Here is a 17,890-nt window from a genome sequence, read left to right on the forward strand (position 1 = left end):
TAAATACTATAGGGGGGTATACTATCAGAAAGCGCGCCGCATGCGGCAAGGCGTTAAAAAAGCCGCGCATCCTCGCGGATGGGCGGCTTATTCAGGCAGGAACGGGCGCTATGGCGCCGGCGCGATCTTTTGCAGCTTGCTGGCCAGCGAAGCGTCGGACAATTCGCCCAGGTGCGTATCGACCAGGCGCCCCTGCGCGTCATAGAACAGGGTGGTGGGCAGGGCCGAGGAACCGGCCGCCTTGCCCAGCGCCGCCTCGCTGTCGAGCAGCACATTGCGCAGGGTCACGCCGCTCCTGTCCAGGAAAGCGCTGGCCGCAGCCGCATTCTCGCGCTGGTTCGCATACACGAAGACGATATCGGTGCGCGCCTGCTGCGCGGCAGCCAGCACGGGCATCTCGCGCCGGCACGGCGGGCACCAGCTGGCCCACAGATTGACCACCAGCGGCTTGCCGCCGGCCAGCGCCGCCAGGGTCACCGGCGCGCCATCGAGCGCCTGCAGCGCCATGGCCGGCAAGGCCGCCGGCTTGTCGTAGGCCAGCGATATCCCCGCACTCAGCACGCCCCATGCCAGCGCACCCGACGCCACACTGATGGCGAGAGGCCAGCGCATGGCCGCCATGGCGGGACGCCGGCAGCGCCACGCGGCGATGGCCAGCGCGGCGGCGATGCCGGCCGGCGCCATGAAGCCGCCATCGCGGATGTTGAGGATGGACCAGGGCACCGCCAAGGGGGAGCTGAAATACTGTTCGTGCCAGCGCAAGACGAATGCCAGTCGCGCCGCCAGCAGGCCGGCAATCAGCATGTCGGAAACGAGGGGACCGGCGTCCGGCAGTTGGCGATAGCGCCGTAGCGACCACGCCGCGCCGTAGGCGACGCACAGGGAAACGATCAGCAGGACCAGGCCCGTAGGCAGGGCCAGGGGGCCGATTTGCAGGGACAGCATGGGCGCTCTTTATAACGTCGAATGGACGGCCATTCTGCCCGATGCGGATTAAGCGGGCGTTAAGAAGCGGCCAGCGCTTCCTTGCGCACGAAATGCATGGCTTGCGGCTGGTCCACCAGCACGCACTGCTTGCCCGTGCGCTTGCAGTGGTCGTGCACGCGCCAGTAGGCGTCGTGGCTGACGCAGCCCGTCTGGCAAATCACCAGGTCGGCCGCCACCAGGCCCGCCTCCAGCGCCGCCGCATCGTCGGCGCCATCGTCGCCACCGGCATGGTGCAGGAAGCGCCCGCCGGCCTGCTCGATGGCTTGCTGCGCCACGTTGGCGCCACCCGCGTCCTGGCCAAGCTCCAGGCTTGAATAGTTGCTTACATATAGCACGGCTTTTTCGCGCACGTCGGCCTGCAAGGCAGGCACGGGCACGGCGGAAGGCGCGGGCAGCCACTGCAGGCGCAGCAATTCGCGCATCAGGTCCTGCACCCGTTCGCCGAGCCACTCGACCCGGCGGGCCAGCCGGGCGCGCGTCGGCAAGCCCGGCACGCTGGCCGCCAGTTCGGCCAGTTCATCGCGCGCCAGCGCCAGCCGGGTATCGCGGATCACGACCTGCGCCCGCGCGCGCATCAATTCCGACTCCAGCTGCACGATGCGGGCCGCCTGCGCAGCCAGTTGCGCACTGCAGCGCGCCTGCGCGCGGCCATATTCCCCCATCAGCACGCGATGCTCGTGCGCGATCATGTCTTCGTTGCCATACACACTGCCCATCATGCCCTCCTTCACCGACCGTGGCGCCATGGCGCCAGCCCATCGCACCCCCATGGATTCTAATTATAAATGAGAATCATTATTATTTGTCTATGCGCGTGCGCGCAGTAGGGGTATGCGGCGGCCGCCAGCGTCACGCAGCCGGCGGGCAAGACAGCAGGCGTTGCCATACGTCGTCCTGCACCTGCCGCACATGCCGCAAGCCGTCGGGGCCACGATAGATCCCCAGCGTGTTCGGCCACGCCACATCGATGAACAACAGCCGCGCCGGATCGATCAGCAGGGACTGGCCCACATAATTGCCCTTGATCTCGCCCTTGTTCACGATCAGCAGGCGCGCGCCACCGGCCAGCGCCCGCTCTTCCAGCGCCACGCCGCTGCGCTCGGCCACATCGCGCAGCCAGCGTTCGCGCCAGCGCGCCTGCTCCCCGAACTGCCCCGTTGGCGGCCGGTCCAGCTTGACGACGGCTGCCACGGGACCGTCAATGCCCGCCTGCAGCGAAAAGCCCATGCGCTCCTGCAATTCGACCGTGTAAGCCTCGCCCTTGACGTCGATCTGGTAGCGCCCCGTCCCGTCCTGTACCCGCAGCTCGGCCTGGTGATAGGCGGGTTGGACGCAACTGGCGTACTGATGGACGAGCACATCGAGAAACGGTGGTTCGACGGGGGATGCCGTCGCCATGGGGGGCGACAGGCTGGCACACAGCACGGCGGCAGCCGCGTATTTCATTGTATTCATTCTTGCTCCGGTTCACGGGGGACGGCTGCCGAAAAACAGGCACAGCACGCCACATTATTGCTTTTAAGCAATATTTCGCAGTATTTTTTGCAATGGTGGAATTGGCAAGATCCGCACTCTAGCAGAAGGGGCAAAAACGGCCCGCACGGCCCGCGCACGACCCGGCCTGCCGCACGATTCAATTGAATCGCGCTTGTTAAATCACTATTTCTAAGGTGTAATCTTATAAGCAAGTCATTGAATTAATTGCAAGTACGCTCATTTCTCCACACGGAGTTCCAATCAATGTCCGAACCGGTCCAAGCAAGCGCGTCGCCGTCACCTGCTACGTCACCCGTCGCCAACGGCTTCAGCCAGGCCACGCGCCTGCTGAAGCTGAGCACGCCCCTGGGCCCGGACAAGCTGCTGGCCGAATGCGTGCGCGGCGAGGAAGGCCTGGGACTGGGCTATGTCTTCAACATCGCCGCCCTGTCGCTCGACGCAGCCATTCCCCTCAAGTCGCTGATCGGCCAGCCCATCCTGCTGGAATTGCGCACGGCCGCCGGCACCGAGGACTGGCGCCCGTTCCACGGCCACATCACCGCCGTCGAACTGGCGGGCGCGAACGGCGGCTTTGCCCGCTACAACCTGACCATGCAGCCGTGGACGGCCTTCCTGGCGCACGGCCGCGACAGCCGCGTCTTCCAGGACCTGGCGGTACCGGACATCCTCGAAGTCGTCTTCGCCCGCTACCAGGGCCAGGGCATGCTGGCGCCCGCCTGGCGCTTCGACCTGCTCGACCGCGCGGCCTATCCGAAACGCAGCATCTGCAGCCAGTATCAGGAAAGCGACTGGGCCTTTGCGGAACGGCTGATGAGCGAGGAAGGGCTGTTTTATTATGCGGAACACACGGGCGATGCGGGCAGCGCCAGCCTGGGCAGCCATACCCTCGTCATCGCCGACCACAACGGCAGCTTCAAGCCCAACGCCCAGGCCAGCATCGCCTACAGCCAGCCAGGCGCCGTCATGCCGCAAGACACGATGGACCGCTGGCGCATGCAGCTGCGCCAGCAAACCAACGGCATCGAACTGTCCAGCTGGGATTACCGCGCGCTGGGCCAGCGCCCCATCAGCGCCGCTGGCGCCAGGGACGGGACGATGGCGCTGCTCAGCCGCGACGCTCCCGGCGCCTATGCCTACCCGTCGCGCGAGCACGGACAACGGCTTGCCGAGCGCCAATTGCAGGCGCTGACGGCGGCCAGGGAAGTGTTTACCGGCGCCGGCACCGTGCGCACCCTGGCGCCCGGCACCACGTTCACCCTGAGCGGCCAGGCGCAAACGGACGCGGCGGGCGATGGCGACGCGGCGACTTTCCTCGTCACCCGCACGGTGCACCTGATGCATAACAACCTCAATGCGGAACTCGGCGGCGGACTGCTGCAGCGCTTCGGCCAGGGCTTGCTCGACGCGCTGATCGGCGACGAAGCGGCCGGCAGCCTGCATGCCGTCGGCGACACCATCGGCGAACGCCCGCCCTACCGCAACCGCATCGACGCCATCCGCAGCAATATCCCCTACCGCAGCAGCTATGCCGATGACCACGGCCAGCTGCTGCATCCGCGCCCCAGCATCATGGGCCAGCAGACCGCCATCGTCGTCGGCCCGGCCGGCGTCCAGCTGCATACGGACCGCGACCACCGCGTCAAGGTGCAATTCCACTGGCAGCGGGGGACGCAAAGCCATAGCCGGCTGGCGCATCCGGCCGCCGACGGCCACACGGGCGCCCCCGGCGACGATAGCGCCGGCACCTGGGTCAGGGTCGCCACGCCGCTGGCCCCCGTCGCCGGCGCCAACTGGGGCAGCAACGCCCTGCCCCGCGTGGGCCAGGAAGTGCTCGTCGATTTCCTGGAAGGCAATATCGACCGCCCCGTCGTCATCGGCACGCTGTACAACGGCCGCGGCCAGGCCGACGCGCAAAACAACCAGGTCAGCCAGGGCACGGGCGCGGCGACGGGCAACGCGCCGGCCTGGTTTCCCGGCCAGGCCGGCGCCCACGCCCACCCGGCGGCCTTGTCCGGCATCAAGACGCAAGCCATGCAAGCCAGCCAGGGCGGCGGCGGCGCCTACAGCCAGCTGGTATTCGACGACAGCCCGGGCCAGGGCCGCGTCGCCTTGCAGCGCCACGCCGGCCCTCACCAGGGAACGGCCGAACTGAACCTGGGCCATTTGCGCCACCAGAGCGACAACCAGCGGCTGGCGCCGTCCGGCTTTGGCGCCGAGCTGAAAACAGAACACGGCGCTGCCCTGCGCGCGGGAGCGGGCATGCTGCTGTCGGCGCATGGCCGCGATGCCGGCGGCAGCCAGATGGATGCGCAGGAAGCGCTGGAACAGCTCAGGCAAAGCTTGCAACTGCAGACCTCGCTGGCCGAGCAGGCGCAAAAACATTTCGCGCTCGAAATGCCCAGCCCGGCCACAGCCGGTGCGGCCGCGCCAGCTTCCGCTGCCACGCCGGACCAGGCGGAGACGCCTGCGCCAGCCGCGCAGCTCCCCGCCCTCGCCCAGATGCAGCACAGCATCGAGGTCCTGGGCGCGACGGCCGAGGGCGCCGCCGCTGCGGGCCAGGGCCAGCAGGCGGCGGGCGGCGAAGGCCAGGCCAGCGCGTATGGCGACCCGCAGCTGCAATTATCCAGTCCGTCCGGCATCGCCGCCACCACACCGGCCAACGCCGTGCTGGTCGCCGGCGGCAATGGCAGTCTGACAGCGGGCGCGGATCTCAACTTTGCCGCGCAGGGCAACAGCCTGTACGCGCTGGGCAAGGGCATCAGCCTGTTTACCTATGGCAAGGCCAGCAGCAAGGATAAGCCCAACCAGGAAACCGGCATCCGCCTGCATGCGGCCAGCGGCAAGGTCAGCAGCCAAAGCCAGTCCGATGCGACACGGCTGACGGCCGACAAGGCCATCACCGTCAGCAGCACCGCCAAGAGCGTCACGGCGGCGGCCAAGCAGCACATCCTGATGACTGCCCAGGGCGCGTATATCCGCCTCGAAGGCGGCAACATCATGCTGCATGGACCGGGCAAGATCGATTTCAACGCCAGCATGAAGGAATTGACGGGGCCGGCGAGCAGCCAGCCCACCTTGCCGGCGATGCCGAATGCGGCCGACCTGGGCCGGGCAGTCGAACTGAACCTGCATTATGGCGATCTCGAACCTGTCATTAACTCCCCCTACAAAATCACGTTCGCCAATGGTACTTCACTCAGTGGATTGCTCAACGACAAGGGCCATGCCCGCCTCGAAAACATTCCTCCCGGCGCATATCACATTGAATATGGCGAGGACCAGCGCGACTGGGTAGCGCCGCCATTGGTAGCGGAACCCCGTCTGCAGCAAGCGAGGCAGCAGCTGAAACAGGCTTCCGCATTGCTGGAAGCGGCCAGGAAAAGCAGTAAACCGGATCCCCAACCATGAGCCAGAACTTTGTCGATGAGATTGTAGAATTTTTCAAGGACCTGATCCTGGGCGACTTCGAGGATGACCAGGGCAAGGCCGCCATGATCGTCGGCGGCGCCATTTCCCTGATCCCCGTGGTTGACCAAGTGATGGATGTGCGCGATGTCTCGGGCATGATCTACCGGGTCGGCAGGAAAGGCGTGTCGCGCGCGACCCGCGATGACTGGGTCGACATGGCGCTGGCGGCGTTCGGCTGCATTCCAGAAGTCGGCAGCCTGTTCAAGACCATCATCAAGCCTTTGCGCAAGTACCGCAAGGAGGTTGGCGCGGCGGCCGCTGGCGGCAATGTCATGATCGAAGCCATGCTGGGCAAGAGCAAGGGCGCCGCGATCAAATTCCTGAAAACCTTCCAGTGGGCGCAAAACACCCAGCTGGCAATCAGCACGGCCATGAGCGCGCTGGACAACTGCGTGCAATTGCTCGGCTACCTGTCGACCAGCCATTGGTGGCTGCCGTCGGACTTGCAGCATTTGGCACGCGACATGAAGCCGCAAGTCGAAGCGGTGCGCGGCCCCCTCAAGGCCGGCATTGCGCAAGGCGCCAAGGCGTTGCAGGACTTGATCGAGGACATGCTGGGCGAAGACGCGTTATGGGCGGCAAAAAAAATCGCCGTCGCCGCCGGCACCGGCGCCAATACGGCAGCCAGGCACAATCACAAGCCCGGCAACACACATCCGCACAGCGCCAACGCCCAGTTCAAGTCGCCCACGATCAGCACCGATAAAAAAACCAAGGGCGTGGATGCCAAAGCAAAAACCAAAGAACGGGACTCGCCGGGCAAGGGCAAGGAACACAAACCCGTGGACGACTCGCACCGCCAGAGCAGCGACGGCGGCACCGCACCGGTGAAGAATACGTCGCGGCCGATTCGCGAATTGCTGTCCAAAGTGCCATTCGGGCCAAAGGGACTCATCGGCGAGCATATGGCAGATTATTATCATATGGAACACGTGCTTAAAAAAGCCACCGCCTGGCCGCACGGTAACGTCAATGGAAAATGGCGCTTTGACTACCCGCGCGTTGTCGGTCCCGATAACGCACACAAACGCCCGACAGAGCTTGTACCCGAAGACTTAAAAAAAATGCTACAAAATGGTGTGGATACCATCTGGCAGACAAATAGCGACACTTTCCATTTCATCGAAGCAAAATTCAGTAGCAGTGCCTACACACTGTTCCAGCGGCTGCAAAAGGAAGTGGAACGTGGCAATATCCCACGCCCCCCGGCATCCCTCAACGACAGAGAGCTGATGTTATGGACTTTGCTCGGTGAACGTATAAAGGGCACGCAGATGGGGAAAAAATGGCTTACCAACAGCACCAAAAACGGTGCCATGCAATCCGTTGAAAATTTAAAAAATCGCTGGACATATCTAATACTGGGAAGCACCGCACTCTCTAATCCGTTTGTGACGGCGGCACACCCGCATGGCAAGCTCAAGTTAGCAGCAGCACCTGGAGTTGTCGACCATCTTGCAGCGACATTGGAATTACTCGCGTCAGGTGATCATTACAATATAAAAATACATGACAAACACAAAGAAACTCATGGCATAAGCGACACATTCAACTATATGGAAATTGATCGCATAGACAAAGGACGTAGAAGCCTCGAAAAAGCAACGTCTAAAAAACCAGTCGATCAACAAGAACAGCAAGAGAACAAGAATAAATCAAGCAAAGCAGTTTCAGGAAAGAGAAAGCGGAGAAAATAACAATGAAGAACCCAGAATTCCATGAACGCCGTCGCCAACAATTCCTTTATGAGGAGCTTTACACTAAAACTCGAGAAAATCAACTTTCACTAATTAAAGGTCAACTTGCCAACAAAAAAGTGGCCGAATCAACACAAAGTCAAACTGTCATTTACCAGTTTTTGTATTTGGAAGCGCTATGGATCTGGATACTCGACTATACGGCAGGTGAGCCGATCGATGCACTGGCGCCGCGCATTGCAGGCATCGTGGATAAATTTGAAGAATGGAATGAAGTCGATCAACTTTATCAACAGGAAGCGGCGCTTGACTTTCCAGAATACGGGCCATACGAATACGAGGGAGCGCCACAGTTTTCTATCCTTTCCGATTATGAAGATACGCTTCAACTACTCAGCATCGCCATCCTGCTACGCGATCAGCGTTCGGTGCGACGCATCATCCACGTACTGCGTAGCCACCGTGGCCACGATGGGCTGTTCGAGCAATTAATTGGCGCATATGTCGAGGACAGTCAAGACCTCGACACCTGCATTATCAGCAAACCCTACGACACCCTGTTGCAAGTATTCTATGAGGAAGATGAAAAAGCTAGCTTAGTCCTGCTGCAAAAATACCTGAAACAGTGGTACCCAGCTATGAGAAATCATCCGCGCTGGTACGATGAGCATCTCAACATCAACGAGGAAGGCTATGCCGCCTATTACGGCTACTGGGCATTCGAAGCAGGGGCGACCGTCTTTATACTCGACCTGGACGACAGCCAGATCGACCATCTGGTCTACCCCAAAGACCTGGTCGATTATGCACGACAGTTATGGGAAGTAGGCCGCTTTACCAGTCAGGAAACAGAACCACTGATGCGCAAGGGACGCGTCGAGGGCGGCCAGCCCTGCCCTCAAACTGGCTTCTGGGAAACCCCAGCAAAATTACACAGCCGCAGCCACTTCGCGCAAGGCCAAATAATGCCTGTTTTTGACGATGCGGCATACGGTGAAACCATCTGGTATTGGAGTGAAGAACAATAGCCAAATTCCATCTCGCACAGCCAGCGACTGGCCCAGCGCAGGAGGCTTTGGAATTGCACGCCTACGCCGCCGAGGCCTGCCCGCAGACCGGACAGTGGCAAGCGCTGGACATTCCGCCGCAAACCCGGCGATTTGAATAAGGCGAGATCATGCGCAATCTGGATTGCGCCTATGGCTTGACGGTGTGGCGCTTCCTGAACGCATAAAAAACAGCGACGGTACTGATGTTCGAAACCATCGAGCTGATGCTCGACTGAAAAAGGCAATCATGCATTGCGGTTTCAGCATGCGCGTACCTTCTTTGACACGAATACAATTTACCCAAGAAAAAAGCAAGTAGCCATGGAAGATTTACCCTTTCATCACCGACGCAGACAGCAATTTCTCCATGAAGAACTTTACAATAGAACACGGGAAAATCAACTTCTTCTCATTGAAGTAGGACATGATAATGAAAATGTAGCCAGTACAACGCAAAGTGAAAATTCGATTTATCAGTTCTTGCATCTTGAACTATTTTGGCTCTGGATGTTGGACTACACCGCAGGCGTCCCCATCCATGAACTTGCCTCGCGCCTTGTCGCCATTATCGATGCATTTGAAAAATGGAATGATGTATATCAATTGCTTCAACAGGATGCGGCACTTGAATTTCCAGAATTTGGCCCCTACGAATATGTCGGCGCCCCGCAATTTTCCAATCTTTTTGAATACGAAAATACCCTTCAATTAATTAGTATTGCCATTTTACTGCGCGACCAGCAATCGGTCATGCGCATCATTAATGTGCTACGTAGTCACCGTGGTCAAGATGGCTTATTCGAACAATTAATTGGAGGATATGTCGAAGAAGAAATAAATCTAGACAGTTGCATTCTTGAAAAACCCTATGACACGCTGCTGCAGGTATTTTATGAAGAAGACGAAAGTGCGACGCTCAATCTTGTGAAAAAGTATTTGAAATTATGGTACCCAGCCATGAAGGATCATCCACGCTGGTATGACGAACACTTGCATATCAACGAGGAAGGTTATTCCGGTTATTATGGTTACTGGGCATTCGAAGCAGGCGCAACAGTCTATCTACTCGATCTCGATGACAGCGGCATCAATCACCTGGTCTATCCAAAAGACCTTGTAGACTACGGGCGAAAATTACGCGAAGAAAACCGTTACACCAGTTTGTATACGAAACAACAGCACAATGTCCGCCGTGTTGAAGGGGGAAATCCGTGTCCCCAAAGTGGTTTCTGGGAAACCTCAGCAAGGTTACACAGCCGCAGCCACTTCGCGCAAGGCCAGGTGATGCCTGTTTTTGACGATGCGGCATACGGCGAAACAATCTGGCATTGGAGTGAAGGACAATAGTCAATATTTCATCTCACACAGCCAAGTATGTTAGGCATTTACGTTGAAAGTAATGTCCGACAACATCTTGAAGAAATCTGCACCAAACAAGAAAAATGGTACTTCACCATGAAAAATAACGTCTTTCACGAACGGCGTCGGCAACAATTTCTTTATGAAGAATTTTATAAAAAAACACGGATAAATCAACTTTCCTTGATCCGCGGAGGAGAAGAAAACAAAAAGGATGCATATTCGATAGGCGAAAGCTCCTCCGTTCATCATTTCCTGTATCTGGAATTACTCTGGATATGGATGCTTGACTACACGGCTGGCATAGCCCTCGATCAACTGGCGCCTCAAATCGCCGATATCGTGGACAAATTTGAAGAGTGGAACGAAGTGGATCAAAAATATCAACAGGAGTGTGCACTGAAGCTGCCTGAATATGGTCCATATAAATATTCGGGGGCGCCCGATTTCTCGACACTTTCCGACTATGAAGACACACTGCAACTGCTGAGCATTGCCATCTTGCTACGCGATCAGCGTTCGGTCCAACGCATCATCCACGTACTACGTAGCCATCGCGGTCAAGATGGCCTGTTCGAGCAATTGATCAGTGCTTATGTCGACAACGTCGTCGAGCGCGATACCTGCGTGCTTGGCGCTCCTTATGACACCTTGCTAGGTGTCTTTTATGAAGAAAATGAGACTGCCACACTCAGCTTGCTCAAGCAATATTTACAACAGTGGTATCCGGCAATGAAGGATCATCCACGCTGGCACGACGAGCACCTTAGGATCAGCGAAGAGGGCTATGCCGGCTATTATGGCTATTGGGCATTTGAAGCCGGAGCTGCAGTCTTTATTCTCGATCTGGACGACAGCGCTATCGATCATCTGGTCTACCCTAAAGACTTGGTCAATTATGGCCGCAAGTTACGCGCGGAACACCGTTACACAAGCATGGATACTGACTTAATAAATAAGGCCGGTCGTGTTGAGGGTGGTCACCCCTGCCCCCAAACTGGCTTCTGGGAAGCCCCAACAAGGTTACACAGCCGTAGCCACTTCGCGCAAGGCCAAGTGATGCCTGTTTTTGACGATGCGGCATACGGTGAAACCATCTGGCATTGGAGTGAAGAACAATAGCCAAATTCCATCTCGCACAGTCAGCGGCTGGTCCAGTGCAGGGGCCTTTGGAATTGCGCGCTGAAGCCGGCTAGGTCTGCCCGCAGGCCGGCCAGTGGCAAGCGCTGGACGTTCCTCCGTCAACCCGGCGATTTGAACAGGGCGAGATCATGAGCAATCTGGATTCTGCCTATGGCTTGACGGTGTGGCGTTTTATGAAGGCGTAAAGAAACAATGCAGTGAGAGGAGAAAAGATGAGCACAACGGAACGTTTTTTTACTGCCGAAGATGTAGAGGGAATGGTTGCTGACCTCAAAGAATGGCCAAACATGTCCTGTGACGATGGTAATCAAGATCTGGGGGTGTCTCCTTTCATAACATTTTACTTCTTGTATGATACTAAACGCCATCTTGACATATCCAATCTCATGATTGATATCCATGAAGAATTTTATAAAATCACAGAAAATCCATATATTATCGCAACGCATCCGAGTTCTGAGAGACCGCACCCTTACGGATCGAAACGTTTACCTGATCTGCGTGAGTTTGCAAGAAAAACAAAAAAAGAAGACTATTTTCATTTTCAATTTTACCGATCAGAAAAAACATAACTCCTCGCCTTCCACTGCTGGATATTTCTGGAAAATGCGGGATCATATGAACGATAATTCAGAACCGTCAAACAGGGATTACTCATTCATTCAATTCTACTATCGCTGGTCATGGTGGAAGGATAACAAGAATGCATGGCGGCGGTTTGTTCTGGAAACCATGGAAAAACTAAAACCTGATCAGGTTTATAGCGGCTTTTCGATGGCCAATCCGATTGCTTTCGGCACCCGCTCGGCAGTGACCGTGTGGGAACGCTCTCTGGCACCTCGATTTTTTGGTTTGGACATTGATTATCCTTTTTCCATGAGCGGCTCGCTGGCAGACGGCATTCGCCCGCCAACCTGGGGCTTCCTGCTGTCGGATATGTGGCGCGAAAAATTGAATCTCAGCCGCGACCAGATAAAACTCAGCCTGCAACATCCGCACATCCGGATCGACGAGCTCGGCGCAGGCCTATGGATCGAACTGGGCGAGGAACCGGCCCTCTACCCGGTGGAGGACGGCGTGCCGGAATTGCCGGCGCTGCTCAACAAACTACTCAAGCCGATCCGCAACGACCACATGGCGCTGCTGGGCTTTGGCCAATGGGACGGCGACCCTAACGAACGCTTCAATGACGCCGACTCGCTACGCTGGATGCGGCGCTTCGACGCCGACAGCGACTGGCCCAGCGCCGAGTTGCGCCAGCGAGAAGCAAAAACGACGGACAAACAATGATAGCCGCCCCGTTCGACATGCGGTGCCGGCAGAAATTTCTCTACGAAGATCTTTATCATAAAACGCGGGAAAATCTGCTCGCATTAATTGCAGTCCGACTTGCAAATAAAAAAATAGTGGAATCAACGCTGGAAAACTCTGTGGTACATCAGTTTCTGTATTTGGAAGCGTTCTGGATCTGGATGCTGGATTACACAGCGGGTGAACCGATCGATGCACTGGCGCCGCGTATCGCCGGCATCGTGGATAAGTTTGAAGAGTGGAATGAGGTCGATCAATTCTGTCAACAGGAAGCGGCGCTTGAGTTTCCGGATTATGGGCCGTACGAATACAAGGGAGCACCAGACTTTTCCACGCTTGCACATTATGAGAACACGCTACAACTACTCAGTATTGCACTATTACTGCGCGATCAACATTCGGTCTTGCGCATCATCCATGTGTTACGCAGCCACCGTGGCCAGGATGGATTATTTGAGCAATTGATTGGCGCATATGTCGAGGATAAGCAAGATCTTGATTCGTGCATTCTCGAAAAGCCCTATGGTACTTTGCTTCAGGTTTTCTATGAAAACAATGAGAGAGAGATACTCAAACTGGTCCAGAAATACCTGAAACAGTGGTATCCAGCCATGAAAGGTCATCCCCGCTGGTACGACGGGCATCTGAGAATCAGGGACGAAGGATACGCTCCCTATTACGGTTACTGGGCCTTTGAAGCCGGAGCGACCGTCTTTATGCTCGACCTGGACGACAGCCAGATCGACCATCTCGTTTACCCCAAGGACCTGGTCGATTATGCGCGACAGTTATGGAAAGAAGGCCGCCACACCAGCCTGGAGATGAAACCATCAGCCGAACAAGAACCCGGCGAATAGAATGAAAAATCCACCATTTGATGATCGCCGCCGCCAGCAATTCATTTACCAGGAACTGTATGAAAAAACCCTGGAAAATTCGCTTACCCTGATACAAGTCCAACAGAAGAATAAGGAATCGGCTGAATCTGCGGCAGATCTCAGTCTGGCTTACAATTTTCTGTATCTTGAAAATTTCTGGATTTGGCTACTCGATTACACTGCGGGCATGCCCATGGAGGACCTCGCACCACGCCTGTCTGGCATCGTGGACAAGTTTGCGGAGTGGAATGAAGTCGATCAAATTCATCAGAAGGAAATATTATCGAAATACCCTGAATATGGCCCATATAGATATCGGGCAGCACCAAATTTTGGCGACCTTGGCGATTATGAAGATACTCTGCAATTACTGAGTATCGCCATATTATTGCGTGACCAGCGTTCGGTCAGTCGCATCATACGCATACTTAGCAGCCACCGTGGACAGGATGGCTTGTTCGAGGAACTGATTAGCGCCTATGTGGAGGATGCGATCATGATCGACACTTGCTTACTGGGCAAACCGTACGATGTCTTGCTGCAGACAGTGTATGAAGATGATGAAAATTCGGCACGAAATTTACTCAAGAAATATTTGAAACAATGGTACCCGGCGATGAAGGACCATCCACGCTGGTACAACGGCCATCTCAGAATCAGCGATGAAGGCTACGCGCCATATTATGGTTATTGGGCATTTGAAGCAGCTGCAATGGTTTTTGTTTTTGACCTTGATGACAGCGACATAGACCATTTGGTCTATCCCAAAGACCTCGTTGACTATGCGCGACAGTTATCGAAAGAAGCTCGCTATACCAGCATAGAGAGGAACGAGGCAAGCGATGGCGGGCATGTCGAAGGCAAACAGCCCTGCCGTGACACGGATTTTCGGGAGTAAGAATGCAGACTCTGGACGAACACACTTTTTTGGCCTGGCGCAGGGAACCGCTGCTGTCCTACGCGATTTACCTTGAAAGCAAAGACAGCCACGACGAGTGCTTCGACATGGTGGAGGCAGGCTTGCAACAGCCTGCCGAAGTACTGCAAAATATCCCGCCAGAAAATTTCATGACGGCCACGCGCCAGCGGGCCTGGGATGGCATAGACCTGCTCAGCCTGGCCTACAGCGCCGGCCATACGATAGCCGATCTGCGCGCGCTGTACCCCACGATACTCGAATACTGGGAAGAGTTTGCCAACTATGACAGGGCTTTTGACGTGCAGGCCTGCGCTGCGGAACAGGGATTTCCCCACTTCGCCCTGCCCGGTGATGGCTACGAGCAGGTCAACCGCATGATCTGCCTTGGCATTCTCCTGGGTTGGGGCAATTTGCTGCCCCGCCTGGCGCCAGTCATCGATTTCAACAACCACGAAAAAGATGGGCTGGTCGAACGCCTGCTGGCATTTTCCATCGATAACAGGGATACCGCCTGGCCGGAATGTACCCGCCACCTGCCCTACATCAAGACGCTCAAGATATTCGCGGCAGAAAAAAACCAGCGCCCGGCGCTGATAAAGGATTACCTGAGGCAATGGTATGACGCCAGCCGCCGCGAACCCTACTATGACAGCCACGCGCGCGACACCTCCTTTTCAGGCTACTGGTCATGGGAAGCGGCGGCCATCACCTGCCTGCTCGATATCGACGACAGCAGCTACCGCGATGCCAAATTCTATCCCGCCGACCTGGTGGCATTCCACCGTCAGCCAGCCTGTATGCGATCGGAGCCGGCATGAGCCACAACCCCGCCGTGATCGCAGCCTGCCTCATCTTCGCCATGCCCGCGCAGGCGCACGCCGCAGACTCGCCCTTTCCGGGGATTTATTCCGTCATCGATCCCGTCACGGGCATAACGCAGGATGTGCTGAAAATCGAACCGTTCATCAACGGCGCATTCAACGTCTTTCCCCGCTTCGCAGGGGAACGGGCGTGGGCTGGCGTGCTCTCTGGAAAGGTGATGGGCGCCAGGGACCGCTATCTGGAGGATGCACTATTTCCGCAGGACAGCAAGGTGCGCACCCTGGCCATCGCAGACATCGGCTACCTCTACCGCACGCCCGGCGACAGCTATTCGCGCGACGGCCGTTCGGATACCGGCTACCTGAGTCATATCTTTGCCATCGGCATCAAGTCCATGCAGCGCCGGCCGCTGCTGGCAGGCCATGCCGAACGCAGCGAGCGCGGCCAGCACGATTACCGGCCCCGGGCCGATGAAGCGAAGATAGCGGTCAGCACCCTGAGCTACAGCGCCCGTCCCATCCAGGTCGGCGTCAGCGATGCCGGCAATCCGGCCAATGCCGTCGATACCGATCCCCTGAACCCTTACATGAGCAGCGCCGCCCATTGCTGTTTCTACCTGCCGGCCACGCCGCACAAACCGGTACAGCTGACCATCGAGTACCGCTGGTTGCCTGACGGCAAGCCGGAAACGCGCACGCTGCCGTTGCCTGCCGGCAATATCACCGAGGAACTACTGGTCGTCGTGCAAGCCGATGGCAAGCTGGCACTGGAATTTCGCGACCCGCACGAATCGCAGTCGATGACGGCGGATGGCAGCGTCAAGGCCGGCAACGGCAGGCTGTATCCGGCCCTGCCCGCTGCCGAGCGCAAGGCCGTGCTGGCCGCGGAACTGGCGCGTCAGCAACGTTCTCTCAAAGACATCAGCAAGAAACTGGAAAAACTGCCGCCGACCACACCGTTGCAGCTCACGCAGCGGGTGGCGGAACTGGTCGAAGAGCGGCAGGCCGCCGTGACGTATCTGGAAGCGTTTTCCGCGTGCAAAGCGGCCGTGCGCGAGTGCGACAAGCAAGCCAGGGCGGCGGCCCGCGCCAGATAGCGGTTAGGCCCGTTTCCGCTAGGCTATCGCCGTGTCGCCACCTGTCGACGCTTCTTTCGGCACCAGCATCGCCTCTTTTACGCCGCCCAAGGCCGGTTTTGACCCCTCATATCGCCAATACAGATATTTCTTGCCTCGTTTTCCCATGAAATACTGCCGGTTTCGGGACCAGCGACTGGCTTCAACAAAGCCGATACTGGCGTCACTCATCTGGTTCTTGAATCCCGCAACAGAATCATGCACATAGCGATCGAAGAATTTGTCAAATAAAGTCCGCTCCGCAACCGACATCGACTTTCGGAGCTTGCCTTTCCAGGCATCGTAGATCGCGTCCTCCAGCGGTTCCGTGGCACTGCGAAAAAATCCTGTTTTCTTTTCTGCAATATTCTGAACGTCGCGTTCCCATTCGCTGTCCGTCGTGGTCATGTACTTATCAGGCGTGGCATACATGACGGACTGCCCCTTTGCGATGATGGCTTCGCGTTCTTTGCGCGCCGCGCGCTGGCGTTCCGTGCGTCCCCAGCGCCAATGATAGTAATTGTTCATGTGGCTGATGACTTGCGTCTCGAGCCGCTTGTCCGCGCTGACGTGCTTCATGTAAGCGTCGAAGCATGCCTCCAATTCGCTGCTGATGTTAAACAGCGAGCCATAATCCTGAAGAACCTCTTCGGGTGACTTGAACGGCACCCCGGCGGCATATGCCGACAGATACATATTGCACAGCGGAATGCGCGCCAGTTCATTTGACCGTCCCTCCTGATTCATGTCGTCATAACCGCCGCCCACGTCGGAGTGCGCCCCGGGATAAAGGGTTTCCCGACAGTTCGAGTCAGTGGATTGGTCGATTCGGATAGAGTCTGATGGAAATTTCTCGCGCACTTCATGCGCTGCGACATAATGCTCGCAAAAGCGCACATACGGTGGAATACGCAGATCGGAGGCCCATTCCGCATGGCCGCCCTCGTCTGCCAGATACATCACGCCACCCCAGACAGGTCCCAGGTGATATTTGAGATTCGACTCAAGGCGGCTACCGCCAAACCCTACCGAGGCCACGGTATCAAAAATGCCGAGGAAGTAAATCACCAGACGCGGCTGAATAAATCCGCCACTTTTGATCCAGATCAATCCATCTCCCTGCTGATAACACTGTCCAGCCAACTGACGCACAAAGGCCCGCGCCTGGGCCGCCCCCCGACTGAAACCAAACACGGCAACATTGATTTGATTTACATGCGGCATGTGCTTGTCCACCCGCACCTTCAACTCCTTCAGCATCCAGCTGATCCGGGCCTGACCTTTTGCAGCCGATGCCATGCCGAGTGCCCCATCGATTCCATCACCGCTGTCTTGAATTTCCGGAAACGGCGTGCCGACGCCTGGCGTATATATCGCGTAGGTCTTGTTTTTTTCATCTTCGGCCGTATGCGCAAACTTTCCCAGTTTCGCAATATTGCTGTACTTTACATTCGACGAAGCCAGCGAACCATTTCCATCTTTTTTGAAATTATTTCCAGTTCCATCAAAAAAACAACTGATCCAGACGGGCTTTCGGCAATCCGACTCCTTCGCACATTTCTCCAATTCCTTGCGATAAATTCCTCGGGCAAGTCTTTCACTCTTCGTGACGTCGCTAAGCCGGCGTATCGTTGGTTTACTCATGG

At 56.9% G+C, this 17,890-nt stretch carries 15 protein-coding genes; 11 read left to right on the forward strand and 4 right to left on the reverse strand.

Annotated features, from left to right (window positions below; all coding sequences use genetic code 11):
* Window positions 1-108 precede the first annotated feature (108 nt).
* The 3 genes from O3300_RS14155 to O3300_RS14165 form a co-directional block, all read right to left on the reverse strand.
* On the reverse strand, window positions 109-945 hold the full coding sequence (locus O3300_RS14155) for a TlpA disulfide reductase family protein (RefSeq protein WP_305053310.1): 837 nt from the start codon (window positions 943-945) through the stop codon (window positions 109-111).
* A gap of 59 nt (window positions 946-1,004) precedes the next feature.
* Window positions 1,005-1,703, reverse strand: coding sequence for a DUF2325 domain-containing protein (locus O3300_RS14160; RefSeq protein ID WP_369812299.1), 699 nt, complete (start codon window positions 1,701-1,703; stop codon window positions 1,005-1,007).
* Between the two features lie 133 nt (window positions 1,704-1,836).
* Window positions 1,837-2,442, reverse strand: coding sequence for a hypothetical protein (locus O3300_RS14165; protein ID WP_305053312.1), 606 nt, complete (start codon window positions 2,440-2,442; stop codon window positions 1,837-1,839).
* Window positions 2,443-2,727: 285 nt separating this feature from the next.
* Between O3300_RS14165 and O3300_RS14170 the strand changes: the two genes are divergently transcribed.
* The 11 genes from O3300_RS14170 (at window position 2,728) to O3300_RS14220 (ending at window position 16,226) form a co-directional block, all read left to right on the forward strand.
* The gene (locus tag O3300_RS14170; protein ID WP_305053313.1) at window positions 2,728-5,892 is read left to right on the forward strand and encodes a type VI secretion system Vgr family protein; all 3,165 of its coding nucleotides are present in this window, start codon (window positions 2,728-2,730) and stop codon (window positions 5,890-5,892) included.
* On the forward strand, window positions 5,889-7,649 hold the full coding sequence (locus O3300_RS14175; protein ID WP_099664641.1) for a hypothetical protein: 1,761 nt from the start codon (window positions 5,889-5,891) through the stop codon (window positions 7,647-7,649). The genes O3300_RS14170 and O3300_RS14175 overlap by 4 nt, the downstream gene beginning before the upstream one ends.
* 2 nt (window positions 7,650-7,651) lie before the next feature.
* Window positions 7,652-8,677: a PoNe immunity protein domain-containing protein gene (locus O3300_RS14180; protein ID WP_099664642.1), complete on the forward strand. Its 1,026-nt coding sequence runs from the start codon at window positions 7,652-7,654 to the stop codon at window positions 8,675-8,677.
* A 342-nt stretch (window positions 8,678-9,019) separates the two neighbouring features.
* Window positions 9,020-10,045 carry a PoNe immunity protein domain-containing protein gene (locus O3300_RS14185; protein WP_305053314.1) on the forward strand — a complete coding sequence of 342 codons (1,026 nt, stop codon included), beginning with the start codon at window positions 9,020-9,022 and terminating at the stop codon, window positions 10,043-10,045.
* Between the two features lie 27 nt (window positions 10,046-10,072).
* Window positions 10,073-11,179: a PoNe immunity protein domain-containing protein gene (locus tag O3300_RS14190; protein WP_305053315.1), complete on the forward strand. Its 1,107-nt coding sequence runs from the start codon at window positions 10,073-10,075 to the stop codon at window positions 11,177-11,179.
* Between the two features lie 233 nt (window positions 11,180-11,412).
* Complete coding sequence (locus O3300_RS14195) at window positions 11,413-11,772, forward strand: hypothetical protein (protein ID WP_305053316.1); 360 nt, start codon at window positions 11,413-11,415, stop codon at window positions 11,770-11,772.
* Entirely contained in the window at window positions 11,702-12,490 is a 789-nt protein-coding gene (locus O3300_RS14200; protein WP_305053317.1) for a type VI immunity family protein, read from the forward strand. Before O3300_RS14195 ends, O3300_RS14200 begins: the two co-directional genes overlap by 71 nt.
* The gene (locus tag O3300_RS14205; RefSeq protein ID WP_305053318.1) at window positions 12,487-13,368 is read left to right on the forward strand and encodes a PoNe immunity protein domain-containing protein; all 882 of its coding nucleotides are present in this window, start codon (window positions 12,487-12,489) and stop codon (window positions 13,366-13,368) included. Before O3300_RS14200 ends, O3300_RS14205 begins: the two co-directional genes overlap by 4 nt.
* A 1-nt stretch (window position 13,369) precedes the next feature.
* Complete coding sequence (locus O3300_RS14210; protein WP_305053319.1) at window positions 13,370-14,287, forward strand: PoNe immunity protein domain-containing protein; 918 nt, start codon at window positions 13,370-13,372, stop codon at window positions 14,285-14,287.
* A gap of 2 nt (window positions 14,288-14,289) precedes the next feature.
* Complete coding sequence (locus O3300_RS14215) at window positions 14,290-15,126, forward strand: PoNe immunity protein domain-containing protein (RefSeq protein ID WP_305053320.1); 837 nt, start codon at window positions 14,290-14,292, stop codon at window positions 15,124-15,126.
* Window positions 15,123-16,226 (forward strand): hypothetical protein, encoded by a 1,104-nt coding sequence (locus O3300_RS14220; RefSeq protein ID WP_305053321.1) that lies wholly within the window; start codon window positions 15,123-15,125, stop codon window positions 16,224-16,226. Before O3300_RS14215 ends, O3300_RS14220 begins: the two co-directional genes overlap by 4 nt.
* Window positions 16,227-16,244: 18 nt before the next feature.
* Here the strand turns inward: O3300_RS14220 and O3300_RS14225 are convergent, their stop codons facing one another.
* Window positions 16,245-17,888 carry a DUF2235 domain-containing protein gene (locus O3300_RS14225; RefSeq protein ID WP_305053322.1) on the reverse strand — a complete coding sequence of 548 codons (1,644 nt, stop codon included), beginning with the start codon at window positions 17,886-17,888 and terminating at the stop codon, window positions 16,245-16,247.
* Between the last annotated feature and the right edge of the window lie 2 nt (window positions 17,889-17,890).

Origin of the sequence: Janthinobacterium sp. SUN206 (genome assembly GCF_030587305.1) — a bacterium.
Taxonomy (GTDB): domain Bacteria; phylum Pseudomonadota; class Gammaproteobacteria; order Burkholderiales; family Burkholderiaceae_D; genus Janthinobacterium; species Janthinobacterium kumbetense.

Bases quoted from the DNA above. Each gene is read 5' to 3' on its own strand.
- O3300_RS14170 (WP_305053313.1), top strand. From the start codon at position 2,728: ATGTCCGAACCGGTCCAAGCAAGCGCGTCGCCGTCACCTGCTACGTCA.
- O3300_RS14175 (WP_099664641.1), top strand. From the start codon at position 5,889: ATGAGCCAGAACTTTGTCGATGAGATTGTAGAATTTTTCAAGGACCTG.
- O3300_RS14155 (WP_305053310.1), bottom strand. From the start codon at position 945: ATGCTGTCCCTGCAAATCGGCCCCCTGGCCCTGCCTACGGGCCTGGTC.
- O3300_RS14160 (WP_369812299.1), bottom strand. From the start codon at position 1,703: ATGGGCAGTGTGTATGGCAACGAAGACATGATCGCGCACGAGCATCGC.
- O3300_RS14225 (WP_305053322.1), bottom strand. From the start codon at position 17,888: ATGAGTAAACCAACGATACGCCGGCTTAGCGACGTCACGAAGAGTGAA.
- O3300_RS14190 (WP_305053315.1), top strand. From the start codon at position 10,073: ATGTTAGGCATTTACGTTGAAAGTAATGTCCGACAACATCTTGAAGAA.
- O3300_RS14165 (WP_305053312.1), bottom strand. From the start codon at position 2,442: ATGAATACAATGAAATACGCGGCTGCCGCCGTGCTGTGTGCCAGCCTG.
- O3300_RS14185 (WP_305053314.1), top strand. From the start codon at position 9,020: ATGGAAGATTTACCCTTTCATCACCGACGCAGACAGCAATTTCTCCAT.
- O3300_RS14220 (WP_305053321.1), top strand. From the start codon at position 15,123: ATGAGCCACAACCCCGCCGTGATCGCAGCCTGCCTCATCTTCGCCATG.
- O3300_RS14210 (WP_305053319.1), top strand. From the start codon at position 13,370: ATGAAAAATCCACCATTTGATGATCGCCGCCGCCAGCAATTCATTTAC.
- O3300_RS14180 (WP_099664642.1), top strand. From the start codon at position 7,652: ATGAAGAACCCAGAATTCCATGAACGCCGTCGCCAACAATTCCTTTAT.
- O3300_RS14215 (WP_305053320.1), top strand. From the start codon at position 14,290: ATGCAGACTCTGGACGAACACACTTTTTTGGCCTGGCGCAGGGAACCG.
- O3300_RS14205 (WP_305053318.1), top strand. From the start codon at position 12,487: ATGATAGCCGCCCCGTTCGACATGCGGTGCCGGCAGAAATTTCTCTAC.
- O3300_RS14195 (WP_305053316.1), top strand. From the start codon at position 11,413: ATGAGCACAACGGAACGTTTTTTTACTGCCGAAGATGTAGAGGGAATG.